The sequence below is a fragment of the Tsukamurella conjunctivitidis genome (assembly GCF_007858475.1).
Lineage (GTDB): Bacteria > Actinomycetota > Actinomycetes > Mycobacteriales > Mycobacteriaceae > Tsukamurella > Tsukamurella conjunctivitidis.
In genome coordinates this window covers 357,905-376,343 of sequence record NZ_VIGX01000001.1, presented here as the reverse complement: position 1 = coordinate 376,343, position 18,439 = coordinate 357,905, and the positions used below count along the sequence as shown (strand labels likewise).

19 protein-coding genes are annotated in these 18,439 nt (G+C 71.3%); 8 read left to right on the top strand and 11 right to left on the bottom strand.

Going from position 1 to position 18,439, the window contains the following annotated elements:
* Positions 1-6: 6 nt before the first annotated feature.
* The gene (locus FK530_RS01740) at positions 7-531 is read left to right on the top strand and encodes a carboxymuconolactone decarboxylase family protein (protein WP_146485254.1); all 525 of its coding nucleotides are present in this window, start codon (positions 7-9) and stop codon (positions 529-531) included.
* Between the two features lie 2 nt (positions 532-533).
* A complete protein-coding gene (locus FK530_RS01735; protein ID WP_146485253.1) occupies positions 534-884 on the top strand; it encodes a VOC family protein in 351 nt (116 codons plus the stop codon).
* Positions 885-978: 94 nt separating this feature from the next.
* Here FK530_RS01735 and thpD read toward each other — a convergent pair whose 3' ends face one another.
* From thpD to lpdA, 3 genes are all read right to left on the bottom strand, one after another.
* Positions 979-1,851 (bottom strand): ectoine hydroxylase, encoded by an 873-nt coding sequence (gene thpD, locus FK530_RS01730; RefSeq protein WP_146485252.1) that lies wholly within the window; start codon positions 1,849-1,851, stop codon positions 979-981.
* A gap of 160 nt (positions 1,852-2,011) precedes the next feature.
* The gene (locus FK530_RS01725; RefSeq protein ID WP_146485251.1) at positions 2,012-2,776 is read right to left on the bottom strand and encodes a DUF4253 domain-containing protein; all 765 of its coding nucleotides are present in this window, start codon (positions 2,774-2,776) and stop codon (positions 2,012-2,014) included.
* 76 nt (positions 2,777-2,852) lie between these two features.
* The gene (gene lpdA / locus FK530_RS01720; RefSeq protein ID WP_146485250.1) at positions 2,853-4,235 is read right to left on the bottom strand and encodes a dihydrolipoyl dehydrogenase; all 1,383 of its coding nucleotides are present in this window, start codon (positions 4,233-4,235) and stop codon (positions 2,853-2,855) included.
* Here lpdA and FK530_RS01715 point away from each other — a divergent pair.
* Genes FK530_RS01715 through FK530_RS01705 form a run of 3 tightly spaced genes read left to right on the top strand, consistent with a single transcriptional unit; the run spans position 4,224 to position 7,199 of the window.
* Positions 4,224-6,320, top strand: a complete 2,097-nt coding sequence (locus FK530_RS01715; RefSeq protein WP_410468443.1) for a prolyl oligopeptidase family serine peptidase — start codon at positions 4,224-4,226, stop codon at positions 6,318-6,320. The two genes, lpdA and FK530_RS01715, sit on opposite strands and share 12 nt — an antisense overlap.
* The gene (locus tag FK530_RS01710) at positions 6,320-6,874 is read left to right on the top strand and encodes a hypothetical protein (RefSeq protein WP_146485248.1); all 555 of its coding nucleotides are present in this window, start codon (positions 6,320-6,322) and stop codon (positions 6,872-6,874) included. Before FK530_RS01715 ends, FK530_RS01710 begins: the two co-directional genes overlap by 1 nt.
* 10 nt (positions 6,875-6,884) lie before the next feature.
* Positions 6,885-7,199, top strand: a complete 315-nt coding sequence (locus FK530_RS01705; protein WP_146485247.1) for a thiamine-binding protein — start codon at positions 6,885-6,887, stop codon at positions 7,197-7,199.
* Positions 7,200-7,230: 31 nt separating this feature from the next.
* Here the strand turns inward: FK530_RS01705 and FK530_RS01700 are convergent, their stop codons facing one another.
* Both FK530_RS01700 and FK530_RS01695 read right to left on the bottom strand, forming a co-directional pair.
* Positions 7,231-7,668, bottom strand: a complete 438-nt coding sequence (locus FK530_RS01700; RefSeq protein ID WP_146485246.1) for a DoxX family protein — start codon at positions 7,666-7,668, stop codon at positions 7,231-7,233.
* A 53-nt stretch (positions 7,669-7,721) separates the two neighbouring features.
* A complete protein-coding gene (locus tag FK530_RS01695) occupies positions 7,722-9,083 on the bottom strand; it encodes an MFS transporter (protein ID WP_146485245.1) in 1,362 nt (453 codons plus the stop codon).
* Between the two features lie 180 nt (positions 9,084-9,263).
* Between FK530_RS01695 and FK530_RS01690 the strand changes: the two genes are divergently transcribed.
* Positions 9,264-10,106, top strand: a complete 843-nt coding sequence (locus tag FK530_RS01690) for a helix-turn-helix transcriptional regulator (RefSeq protein ID WP_158645002.1) — start codon at positions 9,264-9,266, stop codon at positions 10,104-10,106.
* A 28-nt stretch (positions 10,107-10,134) separates the two neighbouring features.
* Positions 10,135-10,827 carry a L,D-transpeptidase family protein gene (locus FK530_RS01685; protein WP_166443238.1) on the top strand — a complete coding sequence of 231 codons (693 nt, stop codon included), beginning with the start codon at positions 10,135-10,137 and terminating at the stop codon, positions 10,825-10,827.
* A 146-nt stretch (positions 10,828-10,973) separates the two neighbouring features.
* Here the strand turns inward: FK530_RS01685 and FK530_RS01680 are convergent, their stop codons facing one another.
* From FK530_RS01680 to ppk2, 3 genes are read right to left on the bottom strand one after another with little or no spacing between them, the layout of a single operon-like run.
* Entirely contained in the window at positions 10,974-11,813 is an 840-nt protein-coding gene (locus FK530_RS01680) for an alpha/beta fold hydrolase (RefSeq protein WP_146485243.1), read from the bottom strand.
* Positions 11,810-12,676 carry a hypothetical protein gene (locus tag FK530_RS01675; RefSeq protein ID WP_146485242.1) on the bottom strand — a complete coding sequence of 289 codons (867 nt, stop codon included), beginning with the start codon at positions 12,674-12,676 and terminating at the stop codon, positions 11,810-11,812. The genes FK530_RS01680 and FK530_RS01675 overlap by 4 nt, the downstream gene beginning before the upstream one ends.
* A 52-nt stretch (positions 12,677-12,728) precedes the next feature.
* The gene (gene ppk2, locus FK530_RS01670; protein ID WP_146485619.1) at positions 12,729-13,667 is read right to left on the bottom strand and encodes a polyphosphate kinase 2; all 939 of its coding nucleotides are present in this window, start codon (positions 13,665-13,667) and stop codon (positions 12,729-12,731) included.
* Positions 13,668-13,788: 121 nt separating this feature from the next.
* Between ppk2 and FK530_RS01665 the strand changes: the two genes are divergently transcribed.
* Positions 13,789-14,439, top strand: coding sequence for a TetR/AcrR family transcriptional regulator (locus tag FK530_RS01665; RefSeq protein ID WP_146485241.1), 651 nt, complete (start codon positions 13,789-13,791; stop codon positions 14,437-14,439).
* Between the two features lie 27 nt (positions 14,440-14,466).
* Here FK530_RS01665 and FK530_RS01660 read toward each other — a convergent pair whose 3' ends face one another.
* From FK530_RS01660 to FK530_RS01650, 3 genes are read right to left on the bottom strand one after another with little or no spacing between them, the layout of a single operon-like run.
* A complete protein-coding gene (locus FK530_RS01660) occupies positions 14,467-14,958 on the bottom strand; it encodes a GNAT family N-acetyltransferase (RefSeq protein WP_146485240.1) in 492 nt (163 codons plus the stop codon).
* Positions 14,940-16,733: an ABC transporter ATP-binding protein gene (locus tag FK530_RS01655; RefSeq protein ID WP_146485239.1), complete on the bottom strand. Its 1,794-nt coding sequence runs from the start codon at positions 16,731-16,733 to the stop codon at positions 14,940-14,942. Before FK530_RS01655 ends, FK530_RS01660 begins: the two co-directional genes overlap by 19 nt.
* Entirely contained in the window at positions 16,730-18,439 is a 1,710-nt protein-coding gene (locus FK530_RS01650) for an ABC transporter transmembrane domain-containing protein (protein ID WP_231706453.1), read from the bottom strand. The genes FK530_RS01655 and FK530_RS01650 overlap by 4 nt, the downstream gene beginning before the upstream one ends.

Below are 18,439 nucleotides of genomic sequence, written 5' to 3'. Positions count from 1 at the left end.
CGGGGCATGACACCGCGCGTGACGCCCGGCGGACTCCGCCAGCTCGGACCGATCAACTACGCCATCGCCCGGATCGGTGCGAAGGCCATCCGCGCCGACGACATGCATCTGTTCTCCACGCTCGGCCGCACCAAGCGGCTCTTCGTCGGGTGGCTCGGCTACTCGGGAATGCTCATGCCCTTCGGTGCGCTCAAGCGGTCGGAGTCGGAGACGGTGATCGTACGCGTGGCGTACCTGCGGGGAAGCGATTACGAGCTGGGCCACCACCGGCGGATCGGCGCGCGGGCCGGCCTGACGGAGACGCAGTTCGAGCGCATCTTCGACGGCTCCGGCTGGGACGAGCGCAGCGCCGCGCTGCTCGACGTCGTCACCGAGCTCGTCGAGGACAAGGCGGTCACCGACGACGCCTGGGCCCGCCTCTCCGAGTTCTACGACGACCGCAAGCTGGTGGAGATCGTCATGCTGGCGACCAACTACGACGGCCTCGCCACCGCGATCGACGTCCTCGGCATCCAGCCGGAACGGCCGTGACCATGAAGGTGCACAAGGTGATCACCAACATCGCGGTCGACGACATCGACTCGGCCCGCGGCTTCTACGCCGACTTCCTGGGCCTGTCCGATGAGGAGTTCAACCTCGGCTGGGTGGCCCGATTCTCCTCCCCCGACCACGGCGCCAGCGTGCAGCTCGTCACCGGTGACCGGACCGCGGAGATCGACTCCGACATCTCCGTCATGACCGAGGACGTCGACGCCGCGTACGCCGAGGCGCAGCGGTCCGGCTACGAGATCGTGCACCCGCTCACCAGCGAGGAGTGGGGCCCGCGCCGATTCTTCGTCCGCGCTCCGGACGGCACGGTCGTCAACGTGGTCGGCCACCACTGACCTCCACCACCGACCGTCTCGAACGTCAGGTTCTGCGGCGGTGCGAGGCAGGATTCGGCCTCGCCCGTCCGCAGAACCCGACGTTCGGAACGCGTCAGCGGGTCGCCAGGTACTCCGGGCGACGGGCGTCGGCGGCGAAGGGCTCCTGCAGCGCGTTGGAGACGGCGTTGAACACCACGAACAGGTTCGACCGCGGGTACGGCGAGATGTTCCCCGCCGAGGCGTGCAGGCAGTTGCAGTCGAAGTACAGCGCGCTGCCCGCACCACCGGTGACCTGCTCGATGCCGTACTCGTCGGCCATCGACGCGATGTCGCTCTCCTCCGGCGTGCCGAAGGGCGGCCGGTAGGACTTCAGCGACTCCCGGTGGTACTCGCCGGGTGTGCGGCCCACGCAGGAGACGAACTTGCGGTGCGAGCCCGGCATGATCATCAGTGAGCCGTTGAACGGCGTGTTCGGCGTGAGCGCCAGCGAGACGCTCACCGCGCGCGGCGTGGGCATGCCGTCCTCGGCGTGCCAGGTCTCGAAGTCGCTGTGCCAGTAGAAGGGTCCGCCGGCGAAGCCGGGCTTGAGATTGACCCGGCTCTGATGCACGTAGACGTCGTCGCCGAGCAGCTGCCGGGCGACACCGGCGATCTCGTCACGCGCGATGATCGACGCGATGCGGTCGCTGAGCTCGTGCACCGCGAACAGCGATCGCACGCTGCCGTCCGAGGTCTCACGGATCAGCCGCTCGTCCTCCCCGAGCAGCTCGGCGAGCCGGTCGATCTCGGAGCGGATCCCGGTGACGTCCCCCTTGTCGAGCACGCCCTCCACGCTGCGGAATCCGTTCGTCGCGAAGTGATCCACGGCGGCGTCCGACCACGGACCGGAGCGACCGGGCCAGACGACGGGGTCGGGCCGGTCGGTGACGGTGCTGGAGTCGACGCGCGTGGGGTAGGGGTCGGTAAGCGTCGCAGAATGATTCATCGATACCCTCCGTCCGGGCAGTGCCTCTGTTGCGCACTGCACACCTGACGGCGTGGATGTTCCTACTTCACCGATGCCTCGTCTCGACCCGGCGCCGTGGGGGCTCCACGCCGCGTACCCGACCATGCCAGGGTCCGCGACGAGTGTCCAACTCCGCCGATCAGTCCCACCAGAAGTTCCAGTGCCTCCACTCGCTCAGCCCGGTGCGATAGCTGTCGAAGACCTCGTGACTGTAGTTGTCCGAGCAGAAGGCGTAGTGCTCGTACGCCAGCGCGTCCAGCTGGGCGCCGCTCTCCGGGCGACGGGTCACCTGCAGCGTCATCGTGTCGAGACCGAGGCTCACGAGGACTGCCCCGAACCTGTCCTCCCAGGAACGGACGAGGGCGGTCACGTCGCCCGCGTCGAGATCGGCGTTGACGGCGCCGTCCCATCCGAGCGCGGCGGGAACGTCTGCCGGACGGGCCACGGGGACCAGGAGCAGCGCTCCTTCCTCGGGGGCGTCGAGCTCGCCGGGCTGCGGGTCCGGCCCGGGTTGCGCGGGCGCGAGGTCCTCCACCGGCGGCGGGAAGCTGGGGTCGTCATCGTCCTCGTCGAACTCCGCCGCGTCCTCAGCCGCGTTGCGGAGCACGATGCCGAGCGCGTCGGGGATCGCGGTGACCGGCGGCTCGATGCGACCCGAGCGCCACGGAACGTCGGGGTCGGATCCCATGTACTGCTTCGGGACCCGGACCGGCCACAGCCCGGTCTGCGGGAAGGCCGCGGCGAGGGCACGGACCAGTTCCCCGAGCCGGTCCGCGGGGAGAATCTCGGTGCTGACCCAGGCGCGCGCGACCGCGTGATCGTCCAGCGCGATGCGCCCGGGCGGAAGCGCCACGCCGGCGATCTCGTCGGCCTCGGGCAGCGGGCCGGGGGTGGCACGGAACATGGTCGGTCTCCTTCGGGGGAAACGACGCGGCCCGGCACCGTCGCAGGACGATGCCGGGCCGCGGGGCGAACGATTCCTACAGGTTGATCATGTGGCCGGCGAGGCCGTGGATCGACTCCTGCAGCGCCTCGGACAGAGTCGGGTGCGTGTGCACGTTGCGCGCGAGCTCGTTGACGGTGAGGTCCCACTTCTGAGCGAGGGTCAGCTCGGGCAGCAGCTCGGAGACGTCGGGGCCGATGAGGTGACCGCCGAGCAGCTCGCCGTACTTGGCGTCGGAGACCAGCTTGACGAAGCCGACGGCGTCGCCGAGGCCCTGAGCCTTGCCGTTCGCCGTGTACGGGAAGGTCGCGGTCTTGACGTCGTAGCCCTCGTCCTTCGCCTGCTGTTCGGTGAGGCCGAACGAGGCGACCTGCGGCTGGCAGAAGGTGGCGCGCGGCATCATGCGGTAGTCGCCCAGTGCCTGGGTCTCCGCGCCGGCGATGGTCTCGGCGGCGACGACGCCCTGCGCCTCGGCGACGTGCGCCAACTGCAGCTTCGCGGTGACATCGCCGATGGCGTAGACGCCCGGGACGTTGGTGCGCATGTAGTCGTCGATGGCGATGGCGCCGCGCTCGGTGAGGGCGACACCGGTCTTCTCGAGGCCGAAGCCCTCGACGCGGGGCGCGAAGCCGATGCTCATGAGCACCTTGGAGACGGTGATCTCGCCCGGCCCCTTGGGGCCGGTGTACTTCACGACGACCTGCGAGCCCTGATCGTCGACCGACTCGACCTTGGTGGAGGTCAGGATGTTCACGCCCAGCTTCTTGTACTGCTTGGCGATCTCCTTGGAGACGTCGGCGTCCTCATTGGGCAGCGCGCGGTCGAGGAACTCGATGATGGTGACGTCCACGCCGTAGTTCTTCAGGACGTAGGCGAACTCCATGCCGATCGCGCCGGCGCCGACGATGGCGATCGACTCGGGGAGGTCGCGGGTGAGGATCTGCTCCTCGTAGGTGACCACGTTGTCGGACAGCGTGACGCCCGGGAGCAGGCGCACCGTCGAACCCGTGTCGATGATGATGTTGTCGCCCGTCACCGTCTGATCGCCCACCTGGATGGTGTGGGCGTCGACGAAGGTGCCGTAGCCGTTGATCTCGGTGATCTTGTTCTTCTTCATCAGGAAGTGAACGCCCTTGACGATCCCCTCCGACACCTTGCGGCTGCGGTCGAAGGCGGCGCCGAAGTCGAACGAGACGTCGCCGGAGATGCCGAACAGCTGGGCCTTGTGCGTGAAGGTGTGCGCCAGCTCGGCGTTCTTCAGGAGCGCCTTCGACGGGATGCAGCCCACGTTCAGGCACACACCGCCCCAGTACTTCTCCTCGATGACCGCGACCTTCTGCCCGAGTTGGGCGGCGCGAATAGCGGCGACGTAGCCTCCTGGGCCGGCGCCGAGTACAACAGTGTCAAAGTGATCAGCCACGGCTTTCAGCCTAGCCCTAGTGTGGAGTCCATGGACCAGTACGCATGGCTCGAAGAAGTGGAATCCGCCACTGCGCTCGATTGGGCGCGGGAACGCAATGCCGCGAGCACCGCGCGCCTGACCGGGCCGCGGTTCGAGGAGATCCAGTCGGGCGTGCTCGCCATTCTGGACACCGACCAGCGCATCCCCTACCCCGTGCGGCGCGGCGAGTACCTGTGGAACTTCTGGCGCGACGCCGAACACCCGTACGGGCTGTGGCGCCGCACCACCCTCGAGTCCTTCCGCACCGACAGCCCCGAGTGGGACGTCGTCATCGACGTCGACGCCCTCCGCGAGGCCGAGGGCGAGAACTGGGTGTGGGGCGGGGCCGCCGTCCTCCGCGCCGAGTCGCCCGACGGTGCGCGGTACGACCGCGCCCTCGTCTCCCTCTCCCGTGGCGGCGCCGACGCGACGGTGGTGCGGGAGTTCTCCATCTCCCGCCGCGAGTTCGTCGACGGTGGCTTCTCCCTCCCGGAGGCGAAGAGCCGGATCTCCTGGATCGACAAGGACACCGTGTACGTGGGCACCGACTTCGGGCCGGGCTCGCTCACCGACTCGGGCTATCCCCGCGTGGTGAAGCGGTGGCGCCGCGACACCCCACTCGGCCACGCCGACCTGGTCTACGAGGGCCACCACTCGGACGTCTCCATCGGCGCCGGCTACGACGACACCCCCGGGTACGAGCGGCACTTCGTCACGCGCGCCATCGACTTCTACAACAGCGAGATCTACCTGCTCGAGCCGGAGACGCTGACGCTGGAGCGGATCGACGTCCCGACCGATTCCGACGCGGACGTGCACGAGTCGCGGCTGCTGGTGCGGCCGAAGTCCGCATGGGAGCTGCCCACCGCGGCGGGCCGCGAATCCGACACTGTGACGGTCCCCCCGGGCGCCTTGGTGGCCTTCGACTTCGACGCCTATCGGGCGGGCTCGCGCGAGCACAGCACCGTCTTCACCCCCGACGCACACACGGCCCTGGCGGGGTACGCGTGGACCAAGTCGTACCTGCTGTTGTCGACGATGCGGGACGTCCGCTCGGAGCTGCACACCCTCGAGCCCGGCACGTGGGAGAAGCGGCAGACGCGCGGCTTCCCGGAGCTGGCCGAGATCGGCGTCTACTACACCGATCCTCGCGAGGGCGACGAGATCTTCGCCACCGCCAGCGGTTTCACGCTGCCGCCCACGCTGCTGCACGGGACGGCAGGCGGCGCGGTGGAGCCGCTGAAGTCGGCGCCCGCGTTCTACGACGCCACGGGCGTCACGGCCGAGCAGTTCTTCGCCACGAGCGACGACGGCACGCGGATCCCCTACTTCGTGGTGCGTAGGCCCGCGGATGGGCCGCAGCCGACCCTGCTCTACGGCTACGGCGGCTTCGAGGTCTCGCTGACCCCGGACTACACCGCGGTGTCCGGGGCTTCGTGGATCGCGCGCGGCGGCGTGTACGTGCTGGCGAACATCCGCGGTGGCGGCGAGTACGGACCCGATTGGCACACCGCCGCTCTCAAGGAGAATCGCCTGCGCGCATACGAGGACTTCGCCGCGGTCGCGAAGGATCTGGTGGCTCGCGGCATCACGACGCGGGCGCAGCTGGGCGCGCAGGGCGGGTCGAACGGCGGGCTGCTCATGGGCGTGATGTACACGCGTTACCCGGAGCTGTTCGGCGCCATCGTCTGTCAGGTGCCACTGCTCGACATGCGGCGTTACCACCAGCTCCTCGCCGGGGCCTCGTGGATGGCGGAGTACGGCGATCCGGACGATCCCGCGCAGTGGGCGTACATCAGCGAGTACTCGCCGTACCAGAACCTGCCGGACGGCCCGGGAGACCTGCCCGCACTCCTGGTCACCACGTCGACCCGCGACGACCGCGTGCACCCCGGCCACGCCCGCAAGTTCGTCGCCGCGCTGCAGGCCCGCGGCATCGACGTGGACTACTACGAGAACATCGAGGGCGGCCACGGCGGCGCGGCGGACAACAAGCAGGCCGCCTTCAAATCCGCTCTGGCCTACGAATTCCTGTGGCGCGAGCTGGGACCCGCGGAGTCCTGATGCCGGTCCGCACCGCCCGGTCGCTCGCGGTCTTCATGGGCTTGATGACGGTGCTGTGGTCCGCGATGGGCCTTCGCCCGTATCCGGTGGCCGCTCTGATCGGCGCGGCGCTGGGCGCGGCGATCGTCGTCGGGGCACTTCTGACCGCCCGCCGGGGATCCCCGGCGCCGTCGGAGCCGGCGCCGCGCGAACGCAGGTCCCGCACCGTGTTCCGGGTCGCCGTCGCGGTGGAGGTCGCGGGCGCACTCGTCGCGATCATCGTGCTCAGCCGGTCCGGGCACCAGGAGTACGTCATGCCCGCGATCGCGTTGGTGGTGGCGCTGCACTTCTTCGTCTTCCTGATCGATCAGCCGGGTTCCACCCTGCACATCGCCACCGGCACGGTCGGCGGTGCGGGTGCTGCCGCGGCGATCGCACTGATGGCGACCGGCACCGTCGGGCGGGACGGCGGGCACGCCCTCGCCGCGACGGCGCTCGCCGCCTGCACGTTCACCTACGGCGCGGCCTTCCTCCGCGTCATCACATCGATCACATCCGGTCCGAGCAGGGCCTGAAAGGAGCATGATGCTCGCAGCATTCTCGATCAGCCCCATGGGCGGCGACCAGAGCGCCGACGGAGGCGTCGCAGCGGCGGTCGCGGAGGCCGTCGCCATCGTCCGCGCATCCGGTCTGCCCAACGAGACGACGTCGATGTTCACCACGATCGAGGGCGAGTGGGACGAGGTGATGGCGGTGATCAAGGCGTGCGTCGATCGCCTCGCCGAGTCCGCACCGCGCGTCTCCCTCGTGGTCAAGTGCGACATCAGGCCTGGCCATACCGGCCAGCTCACCGCCAAACTCGAACGCGTCGAGCAGCACCTGCGGGAGTCCGAGCGGTAGCTCTCTGCCCCCGCGGGCACCGTCGGGCTGATCAGCGGCGCTGCAGGCGGGCCTCCACGCCGAACGGCTCGTCGAGGGCGAACCGGCCCGGGCCGGCTCCCGCGAGGGCGAGCAGCACCAGGAGCAGTAACCACTCGGGGCTGTAGAAGAATTGGCTGAGGAAGCCGGTCGCCGTGGTGGACGCTTCCGTCGCCGCGGGCCACACCGAGTAGTAGATCGCCCCGACCATGGTCACCGCGAGACCGGCGGCGGCGAGGCGGGTGAGCAGCCCCAGCACCAGGAGCGCGCCGAGGATCAGCTCCGCCCACGCCGTGGCGGTGGACGCGAGATCGGGTTCCGGGATGCCCCACGCCGCGAAGTCCGCCGCGAACTTCTTCGGGTTCGCGGCCTTGCCCCACCCGCTGATGAAGAACATCACCCCGACGCTCGCGCGCGCCACCACCAGCCAGAGATCCCTCGACGTGTCCACGCCCTCGAAGGTACGGAAGGCGGATACCCGCCGCAGTCGCGGCGCGCCGCCTGCTATCGCGAGCCGTCTCCGGCGTCGGACCGGCTACGCATCGTCGTGACGACGACCAGGACGCCGGCGATTCCGGCGAGGACCGCGCACCACAGGGCGGCCGTCGCCAGGCCACCTGCCGCGAAGTACAGCGACCCGATCACCGCAACCCCCACGGCGCTGCCGACCTGGAACATCGTCGTGACGACCCCGCTCGCCGCTGGGGCCAGGGCGGGCGCGACCGAGCGCAGCGCGAGCGTGAGGATGGGACCGAACATCGCGCCGGTGCCCGCCCCCAGGATCAGCAGGGCGAGCGCGAACACCACTCCCACCGAAGGTGATTGCGCAGCCCACCACAGCAGCAGGTCGCCGGCGACGACCAGGGCGGCACCGACGGCGACGAGCGGGCCGAGCAGCCGGGGCGGGAGCCGCTTCCATCCGACGGTGACCGCCAGGAAGCCCGGCGTGAAGACCAGGAACCACAGCCCCGAACCCAGCGGTCCGTAGCCGTGTTCGTTCTGGAGGAACAGCGTGGTGGCGAAGAGGAATCCGGCGTAGTTCGCGAAGACCAGTAGGACCACGCCGATCGCGGCCAGAAATCCCGGCGAGCGCACCAGGTCCGACGGGACCAGCGGGTTGCCACCGCGGCGCGCCACCGCTCGTTCCACCCAGGCGAAGGCGCCGAGAGCGGGAACGGCGAGCACGAGGAGCCCGATCACCCACGGCGCCCAGCCGACGTCGCGACCGAAGGTCAGCGGCGCGATGAGGAGGAGCAGCGCCGCGGCGCCGACGACGACTCCTCCGAGGTCCATCCGCGTCTGCGGATCCCCGTCGTCCGCGGCGAAGTACCGCCGCAGGGCGATCAGGAGGGCCGCTCCGATGGGCAGATTCACCAGGAAGACGAGCCGCCAGCCGAGGCCCGCGACGTCGAGCGCCACGAGCAGGCCGCCGCCGACCTGCCCGAGGATGAAGCCCGCGGCGGTCGTGAGACTGAACATCGACAGTGCGCGCGCCAATGCGGGACCGGCGTAGTCGCGCTGGATCAGGCTCATCACCTGCGGCATGATCGCGGCCGCGGTCACACCCTGCGCGATCCGCGCGGCGATGAGAACGACCGCGTTCGGTGCGAGTCCGCACACGACGGACGCGAGCACGAACGCGGCGGTCGCCCACCCCAGAGTCCGGACGTGGCCGTACCGAGCACCCAGCCGCGAGCCGGTGATGATGAGCGATCCGTAGGCGAGCAGGTAGCCGCCCACGACGAACTGCAACTGTGTCGGCGTCGCGGGGAGGTCCCGCGCGATGGACGGCGCAGCCACGTTGACGATCGTCGCGTCGATCATCGGCATCATGGAGAAGCCCAGCAACGCAAGGAGCTTCGTCATGCCACTCCGCGGAGTTCCGGGAGCGACGGCGGTTGGGTGGGCGACGGTGCGATTCACGATGACCACTCTCCGCACCGCGCCGGGACGGCACTAGGAGGCGGATCATCCTGGTACCGCCACCACCACCCACGCGCGAGCGCGCGCCATGACAATCGCGCCGATCCGGGGAATGCTGTCGGAGTGAACGGCGAACGGAGCAGCGAGTTGGGCGCCTTCCTGCGTGCCCGGCGCGACGCGCTGACGCCGGAGGACGTCGGGCTTCCCCGCACCGGGCCGCGCCGGGTTCCCGGCCTGCGCCGTGAGGAGGTCGCGGCCCTCGCCGGTGTGGGCCTGACCTGGTACACCTGGCTCGAGCAGGGGCGACGGATCTCCGTCTCGACGCAGGTCCTCGACGCGCTCGCCCGGCTGTTCCGCCTCACCGGCGACGAGCACGACTACCTCTACCTCGTGGCCGGCGTGCCCGCGGCCCGGCGCACGAACAGCGCGCCCGCCGCCGCGGAGATCGACACCGTCACCCGCCGCGTCCTCGACCGCTTCGGCACCACGCCCGCCGCCGTCTTCAGCGAGCGCTACGACCTGATCGCGGGGAGCGCCGGCTTCCACCTGTTGTTCCAGGGGATCGCGAACAACACCGGCCTGGATCGCAACGCGCTCTACAAGATGGGCCGCGCCGCGGACACCCGGCACCCCGTCGCCGATCCGGAGTACCTCGCGGCGATGGTCACGCAGGTCCGCCACGCCTACGGCGGGCACGTCGGCGACCCGGACTGGGAGCGCTTCATCGCCGAGATCACGGGCAGCAGTCCGGTGATCGCGGCCGCGTGGGCATCGCAGGAGGTCGGCCTGTCCCCCGCCGAGCACCGCTTCCGCTGCCCGCCGGTCGGGTGGATCCGGTTCAGTAGCGCGCGCTACCTCCTCGACCGGTTCGACGGTGCCTTCCTCACCGTCTACCTGCCCCTCGACGACGAGGCGCAGCAGCAGTTCGACGAGGTGGTCCGCCGCGGCGGCGTCAGCTTCACGTGAAACCCCAGCTCGTGCCATACTGTGACGCATGTTGTTGAAGAGGCGCCAGGTGCTTGTGGGACTTGCTGCGTTGCCCGCCGCCGCGGTCGCCTCATCGCTGGCGGTGCCGTACGCCGCCGCGGCCGATGCCGACAAGGCGCTCCTCGACGCCGCGATCGCGGCCGCGCCGGCGGCGCGGGAGATCATCACCGTGGCGGCACCGTCGTTCTCCTCCACCGACGTGCAGGTTTCCGCGTGGGCGCTGCTCGCGCAGGGCTGGACGAAGGTCTACGGCCCGGTCCCGGGCAAGGTCGGGCAGCAGGGCATCGGCGAGGGCAAGGACGGCGTGCCCCGCACCCCGTTCGGCGTCTTCAACCTCGATCTGGCGTTCGGCCGGCAGGACAACCCCGGGACCACGCTGCCGTACACGAAGGTGACGAATCAACACTGGTGGGACGGCAACGTCGCCTCGCCGACCTACGACCGGATGGTGACGCAGGCCGCCAGCCCGGGCCCGGAGAGCGAGAACCTCTACGACGCGGGCCCCGTCTACGACTACGCCGTGCATTTCGACAACAACCCGAGCCACACGCCGGGCAAGGGTGGCGCGATGTTCCTGCACGTCACCGACGGCCAGCCGACGCTCGGCTGCGTCGCGATCAGCCGCGAGGGCATGGTCACGCTGCTGAAGTGGCTGGCACCCGCGCACAATCCGGTCCTGGTCACCGGCCTCGCGGGCTAGCCCCCGGCCTGCGGATCGGCGTCGCGCAGGGGACGAACACGGGTACCCGACTGTCGATGACGACTGCGCCGGTCACGCCGACGAGGAAGCGATGCGCCGCACGCATCACTGTCGCGACCGACTACCCCACCCGGCGACGACCGCCCTCAGCCGCGCGGCACGGACTGCGCTATCCACCCCGACAACGCGGGGATCACCGCCCCCGGCGACAGGATCCACTGGTTGTGCCCCAGCGGCTCCTCGATCCGACGGTGATCGGCCGACGGGAACTTCTCCCCCACGAACCGCGACTGCTTCTCCGAGACGAGCTCGTCACCCGCGATCGCCACCGTCAGCACCGGCGTGCGGGTACCCGCCAGGCGCGCCTCGTAGTCCACATCCGCCCCGTCGACGTTGAAGTCGCCCGTCTGCACCAGATGGTCGAAGTCGCGAACGATGCCCTTCGGCACCTCGCCCAGTCCGTCCGGGCCGGACCAGTGACCCCGTCGGGCTGCGGCACGTGCGGCGACGGACGTCCCGATCCGACGGGCCGCGCCCGACAGCCCGTCGAGCTTGTAATAGCCCGTGCCGCAGGCGATCAGAATCACCCCGGCGAGGTTCCGCCGGGCCCGCGCCGCATACATCGCGCCCATCAGTCCGCCGAGGCTGTGCCCCAGCAGGATCCGGGGCGCGCCGGGGAACTTCTGCCGGGCCAGCGCCGAGACCGCGGGGTAGTCCTCGACCACCACGTCCTGGAACCCGTGGGTACCGGCGGCGCCGCGCGGCCGCGAATCCCCCTGCCCCCGATGCTCGGCGACGACGGCGTTGAAGCCCGCGTCGATGAGCCCTCGCCCGAAATCGTCGAAGTAGCCGGCGGGCACGTTCACGCCGGGCCAGATCATCAGCACGGGCGCCGTCGGGTCGGGGCCGCGGAAGATCCGCACGGGATTGGTGGTGCCGTCCTTGTAGGTCAGGGTCGCGACGGTGGGCCGGGCGGTGGAGGTCACCAGGCGCGCCGTTCCGCGCGCCGGGCGGCGACCGCCCCCAGCCCGCCGAAGATCAGCCCCAATAGCGCGAGCGCGCCACCGATCGCGGCCTCGGTCATGATCCACGGCGTCAGGCTCTTCGTCACCTGCTCGAGCGCCGCGTCGACCACGGGGCTCAGCCCGCCGGTGCCGCTGCGGCTCGAGACGTACGACGGTGCGGCCACGCACAGCATCCAGGTGACGCCGGCGGCGACGGCCACGCCGAGCCCCAGGTAGAAGAGCATGAACCCACGGCGGTGGGCGGCGAGCAGTGCGAGGAGCGCCGCGGCGAGCGCCGTCAGCGGCGCGATCCACGCCGCCGACCGGATCGTGTCGGCGACGGACGCGTACCGTCCGGCCCGGAACAGGTCGCGGTTCGCGCCGGTCCCGGACAGGTCGATGGTGACCCGCTCCGGGACGGACACCTTCACGTTGTTCGCGGCGGCGACGTCCCGGATCATCGGCGCGAGGTCGATCTCGGCGGTGGTGGCGCCGCGCAGCCGCTGCTCGGCGGTGGGCCGGACCAGCAACCAGGTGTGCACCTGGCCGACGGCCTCGGTGAACGCCGCCGGGAACTGCGGGCCGTGCACGTAGGTCGAGACGTAGGGCGTGATCGCATCGAGCGGCGGACGGGCGTCGCCCTGCTCGGTGAGCAGCCGCTGCACCTGCTGGGCGATCTCCTGCGCCATCGCGTCCTGCACGGCGGGGTCACGACCCAGAGGCTCCATGAGCGTCGTGAACTCGGCGCGGTCGAGCACCGTGGACTTCGCCCAGGCGGCGGGGACCGCCACGAACGTGGCCGCGATCGCCACGAGAACGAGGAGGAAAGCCGTCAGAGAACGCACGGCGACAACGGTACTCGACGGTCCCCGCGCACCCGCTCCGCTCCGCTCCCGATCAGTCGCTGATGAGGTCGCGGCCGCGGCCGACGATGAGCGGGTCGGGCCCGTTCGCGAGGACGTCCATGTCCTTGTTGTCGTAGTCGAACTTGTCGAGGATGTAGCGCATGGCGTTGAGCCGGGCGCGCTTCTTGTCGTTGCTCTTCACGACGGTCCAGGGCGCGTAGTCGGTGTCCGTCGCGTTGAACATCTCCTCCTTCGCCGCGGTGTAGCCGTCCCACTTGTCGAGCGAGGCGAGGTCCATCGGCGAGAGCTTCCACTGCCGGACGGGATCGATCTGGCGGATCGCGAAGCGGGTGCGCTGCTCGAGCTGGGTCACCGAGAACCAGAACTTGGTGACGTCGATGCCGTCCTCGACCAGCATCTTCTCGAACAGCGGCACCTGGTGGGTCCAGCGCTCGTGCTGCTCGTCGGAGCAGAATCCCATGACCCGCTCGACGCCGCCGCGGTTGTACCAGGAGCGGTCGAACAGGACGATCTCGCCCTTGGTCGGGAAGTGATCGATGTAGCGCTGAAAGTACCACTCGCCGGCCTCGCGCTCGGTGGGCTTGACCAGCGCCACCACGCGCGCGCCACGCGGGTTGAGGTGCTCCATGAACCGCTTGATCGTGCCGCCCTTGCCCGCGGCGTCGCGGCCCTCGAAGACGATGACCAGCCGCTGCCCGGTGTCCTTGACCCAGCGCTGCAGCTTGAGCAGCTCGATCTGCAGCAGCCGCTTGTCCCGCTCGTACTCGGACCGCGCGAGCCGCTCCGAGTACGGGTAGCCCTCGCGCCAGGTGTCGACGACGTGCCGCTCGGGGGTGAGCAGCACCGGATCGTCGTCATCGTCGTCGTTCACCGAGAAGCCCTCGGTCGCTCGGAGGTCGACGATCCTCTGCAGCGCCTCGCGGCCGCTGACCGCGCTCAAGTCGATGCCCACGGGCAGATCGAGATCCATCACGGGGCGAAGGCTACGGGCCGGCTCGGACCGGATGGTGAACGTCGCGTGAACGGGCGGTGCGGGCCTCCGCAGCGCCGGGACGGCCTGCGGGTCGCACGCACTGCGTAAAATGTGTGGAATGCCTACCACCGCGAACCGCGGACGCCGTCGTGCCGAACACCTCGGGCCCGAGCGCCGCCGCCCCCAGGTCCTCGACGCCGCGCTGGAGATCGCGGCGCGCGACGGCCTGGCGGCCGTGACCATCGGCACCGTCGCCGATCGCCTGCAGGTCACGCGCCCCGTCATCTACTCGTGCTTCCCGGACCGCGTCGCGCTCATCACCGCGCTGCTCGACCGGGAGACCGAGACGATGATGACCTACGTCCTCACCTCGCTGCACAGCGCGCACGGCGAGGACCCCGAGACCGCCTTCATCATCGGCATGCGCGGCCTCCTCGACGCGGTCAACGAACGCGCCGACACCTGGCAGCTGCTGTTCTCGGGCGTCACCGACCCGGAGGTCGTGCACCGGGTGCGCGGCGCCCGCGCGACGCTGGCGAAGCAGGCCGAGGAGTGGATCCGCCCCGCGCTCATCCGCTGGTGGGACATGCAGGACCTCGACGAGAAGCTGCCCATGCTGATGGAGCTCTTCGTCTCGGCGTGCGAGGCCGCGGTGCGGTCCATGCTCGACGGTCGGCCGGACGACGCCGGGCCGCAGTGGCGCGGCGATTCCGAGCGGATCGGCGCGTTCTACGGATCAGCGGTCTACCGCGCCTTCCACGGCGCCTGACGCCCGGACGAGTTCACCCGGGCGGAGCTACGGAAGGTCGCGCAGATCGCCCTCGAGCACCGCGTACTCGACCTCCGCGCCGCCCTGCTCCACGACGACGACGCCGGTCCGCTCCAGGCCGAGCCCTGTCGACAGCCGGAGACTGCGGGCGTTCCACGCCTGGACCACCACGCGCACGCGGGTGGCACCGTCGGCGCGCAGGTGGGCGATGACGGCGCGCGCGAAACCCGCGCCGCGCCCGGCCCCGGTGCGATCCGGAGCCATGCCGACCCCGAGGTCGACGACTCCGTCGACCGCGGCGAGGCCGGGGACGCGGGCCTCCTCCCCGGTGCAGAAGAAGCCGAGCAGGACGTCGCCGTCGTAGACGCCGAGGTAGCCCTCGTCCGCGGTCGGGGCCTCGTCGGGCGCGAGGTCGTAGACATCCCAGGGCGGTTCGTACCGCCAGGCCGCGATCGCCTCTCCGTCACCGGGGCGGAGGGGGCCGATCGCGTACTCCACGCTCACCGGTGCCGGCTCCACGCGGACCACAGTGCGGCGTAGCGCCCGCCGGCCGAACGCAACTCGTCGTGCGTGCCCTGTTCGACGATGGCGCCGCGCTCCATGACGAGGATCCGGTCGGCGCGGGCGGCCTGGCTGAGCCGGTGCGCCACGACGAGCGCGGTGCGTCCGGCGAGCGCGGCCTGCGCGGCCTCCTCCAGCACGTCGGCGTCGGCGCTGTCGGCGTCGGCGGTGGCCTCGTCGAGGATCGCGACGGGCGGGTCGAGCAGCACCAGGCGGGCCAGCGCGAGCTGCTGCTCGCGCTGCGGCGTGAGCGCGTGGCCGCCGGCGCCGACGACGGTCTCCAATCCGTCGTCGAGGAGCGCCACCCACTCGCCCGCGCCCACCCGCTCCAGCGCCGCACGCAGCTCCTCGTCGGAGGCCGACGGTGCCGCCATCCGCAGGTCCTCGGCGAGGGTGCCCGCGAAGACGTGCACGTCCTGGGTGAGCAGGACCGGCGCCGCGGCGTCCGGCAGCGTCGCGAGGTCCACACCGCCGATCCGGACGACGCCCGCGTCGGGCCTGTGCACGCCGGCGATGAGCGCGGCGAGGGTGGTCTTGCCCGCGCCGGAGGTGCCGACCACGGCGACCGTCTCTCCCGGCGCGATGCGGACGCTGACGCCGTCGAGCACGCGGCGCCCGGTGCCGTAGCCGAAGGCGACGGCGCCGACCTCGACCGCGGGCGGCCCGTCGAGCACCGGCACCTCGCCCGACGGTGCGTCGGTCGCGTCGTCGTCGGCGAGCGTGATGACGCCGACGATGCGGGCCAGCGAGGCGCCGGCCGACTGGATGTCGTCCATCACCATGAGCAGCGCGCCGATCGGCCCGAACAGGCGCAGGAAGAGCAGCATCGCGGTGGTGACGGCGCCGACGGTGACGAGGTCCCCGTCGACCAGGGCGAAGCCGAGCACGAGGATCGCGGCCATGCCGACGAACTCGGCCAGGTTGACGCGGCCGAAGAGCCGGTTCTGCACGATACGGGCGCGCATCGTCCACCGGACCACGCGCCAGGATCCGTCGCTGACGCGCAGGCTGGCACGGTCCATCAGGTCGTAGGCGTGCACGGTGGGCAGTCCCCGGATGGAGCCGAGCATGTGGTGCGCCCGATCGGCCATGGCGACCCGCTCGGCGCGGTAGACGGGCGGCGCGGCGCGGACGTACATCCGCGCGCCGAGCACGTAGACGGGCAGCACCACGACCACGACCAGCAGGAACCGCCAGTCCAGCGCCGCGAAGCCCGCGATGGTCACCGCGACGGCGAATCCCGATCGGGCGAGGGCGGGCACGCCGCGGGAGATGGCCTGGCTGACCACGCCGACGTCGTCGGTGGCGCGGGAGACGAGGTCGCCGGAACCGGCCTCCTCGACCCGTGCCTGGGAGAGGCGGAGCGCGGCGCCGACCATCGATTCGCGCAGGCGCGCGAGGGCGGTCTCGAAGAGCTGCGCGGTGAGCGCGATGCCGAGGCCGGTGAAGGCCGCGGAGGCGATCGCCGCGGCGGCCATGAGCCCGCCGATGCGCAGCACGTCGCGGTAGCCGCGGTTCTCGATCGCCACGTCGACCATGGCGCCGAAGCCCCAGGGCACGGCGAGGCCGAGCGCGGCGCCCACGAGCAGCACCGCGAAGACCACGGCGAGCGCGCCGCGCTTGCCCGCGAGCAGCCCGCGGGCGTACCGGAAGGTGGCGGCACCTGTCGCGATCGGCAGCTTGCCGCCGTCGGCGATGGGCAGCGTTCCCGTGGTCGTGGTGGGGGCGGTCATGCGCGGACCTCCGCTCCGGTGGGGGTCACGGTGAGCACCGTGTCGGCCGCGGCGATGAGGGTGGGGGACGCGGTGAAGACGACGGTGGCGAGGCCCTCGCGGGCCGCGCCCAGCCGGTCGGCGATCGCGGCCTCGGTGACGGAGTCGACCGCGCTGGTGGGGTCGACGAGCACGAGCGTGCGGGTGTCGGTGGCGAGCGCGCGGGCGAGCGCGACGCGCTGCCGCTGGCCGCCGGAGAGCAGCCGCCCGGCCTCGCCGACGGAGGTCTGCAGCCCGTCGGGCAGGACGTCGAGGACGTCGTCGCAGGCGGCGGCGAGGAGCGCGGCGGCGACGCGGTCGGGCGCTCCGCCCGCGGCGACGTTCTCCTCGACGGTGCCCTCGAACAGCGTGGTGGCGTGCGGCGCGACGCGGACCGTCCGCAGCGCGGCGGGCTGGGTGAGCTCGTACAGATCGGTGCCGCCGACGGTGACCGACGCACCGTCCCGGGGCGCACCGGTCCTGGCCAGCAGCGCGGTCGCGGCGGCGGTGGTCTCGGCCCCGCAGACGACGGCGGTGACGCCGGTGGACGGGAACTCCAGGTCGACGACGCCGTCGCCCGCGGGGATCCCGGTGACGCGCACGGGCACCTCGTCCCCGTCGTGCGCGTGCAGCGCGCCCTCGTCGCGCGCGAAGGGCGCCTGCAGCACCATGAGCACGCGCGTGGCAGAGGCGTTCCCTGCGACCCAGAACTTGCCGAAGTTGGTGCCCATCGCCTGCAGCGGCGCCATGACGACCTGGGTCAGGCCCACGACGGTGATGAGCTGCCCGACGGTGAGGTCGCCGTGCACCGTCTTCACGCCGGCCAGCACGCCCACGAGCACGACGAAGACGGCGGCGACGGCCTCCATCGCGCCCACGTAGACGCCCTCGGAGCGACGCGCCTTGATGACGGCGGCGAGGGCGCGGGCGCTCGCGGACCGGTAGCGACGGTCCGCCTCGGCCTCGGCGTGCATGCCCTTGACCACGCGGAAGCCGGCGACGAGATCGGCCGCGGCCCCGGCGGCCTCGCCGGCGGCGCGCTGTTCGGCCTCGCTGCGGGCGCGCAGCGCCCCGCCCGCCTTGTCGAGGCACCACAGCATCGCGGGCGCACCGAGCAGGACCAGCAGGCCCAGCTGCCAGGAGATGGACAGCAGCACCACACCGCAGAAGACGATAGCCGCGAGCTCACCCACGGGGTAGAGCCCGAGCGCGACCGACATCGCGAGCCGCTGCACGTCGGAGGTGGCGATGGAGAGCAGCATCCCGGGCGGATGACCGCCGCCGAGCCCGCGCGGATCGAGGATCCGGTCGGTCACCTGGGTGCGCAGCCGGTGCTGCACCGTGTTCATGCCGAGGAAGCCGATACGCGAGCCGAACCGGAAGCTGAACGAGAGGAAGGCGAACAGCACCGCCAGCACCAGCACCCAGCGGATCGTGGCCGCCCAATCGCCGGTCTGGACGGCCCGGTCGATCGCGAGGCCCATCACCACCGGCACGAGCGCCTCGCCGACCTGGTGGCCGATGATGAGCAGGCCCGCGGGCAGCGTGCGCGACGGGTTGCCGAACATCGTGCGCAGCACCAGCTGCCGCGGCGTGGTCGTCTCGTCGACCGCGATCGGCCGGTGGTCGGGCTGCTGTTCGGGCGCCTCGAAGAACACCGGCAGCCGGCTGCCGGTCCAGTCCGCCAC

Bases quoted from the DNA above. Each gene is read 5' to 3' on its own strand.
- ppk2 (WP_146485619.1), bottom strand. From the start codon at position 13,667: ATGGATCTCGATCTGCCCGTGGGCATCGACTTGAGCGCGGTCAGCGGC.
- FK530_RS01655 (WP_146485239.1), bottom strand. From the start codon at position 16,733: ATGACCGCCCCCACCACGACCACGGGAACGCTGCCCATCGCCGACGGC.
- thpD (WP_146485252.1), bottom strand. From the start codon at position 1,851: ATGAATCATTCTGCGACGCTTACCGACCCCTACCCCACGCGCGTCGAC.
- FK530_RS01735 (WP_146485253.1), top strand. From the start codon at position 534: ATGAAGGTGCACAAGGTGATCACCAACATCGCGGTCGACGACATCGAC.
- FK530_RS01725 (WP_146485251.1), bottom strand. From the start codon at position 2,776: ATGTTCCGTGCCACCCCCGGCCCGCTGCCCGAGGCCGACGAGATCGCC.
- FK530_RS01740 (WP_146485254.1), top strand. From the start codon at position 7: ATGACACCGCGCGTGACGCCCGGCGGACTCCGCCAGCTCGGACCGATC.
- FK530_RS01695 (WP_146485245.1), bottom strand. From the start codon at position 9,083: ATGACGAAGCTCCTTGCGTTGCTGGGCTTCTCCATGATGCCGATGATC.
- FK530_RS01705 (WP_146485247.1), top strand. From the start codon at position 6,885: ATGCTCGCAGCATTCTCGATCAGCCCCATGGGCGGCGACCAGAGCGCC.
- FK530_RS01685 (WP_166443238.1), top strand. From the start codon at position 10,135: ATGTTGTTGAAGAGGCGCCAGGTGCTTGTGGGACTTGCTGCGTTGCCC.
- FK530_RS01710 (WP_146485248.1), top strand. From the start codon at position 6,320: ATGCCGGTCCGCACCGCCCGGTCGCTCGCGGTCTTCATGGGCTTGATG.
- FK530_RS01665 (WP_146485241.1), top strand. From the start codon at position 13,789: ATGCCTACCACCGCGAACCGCGGACGCCGTCGTGCCGAACACCTCGGG.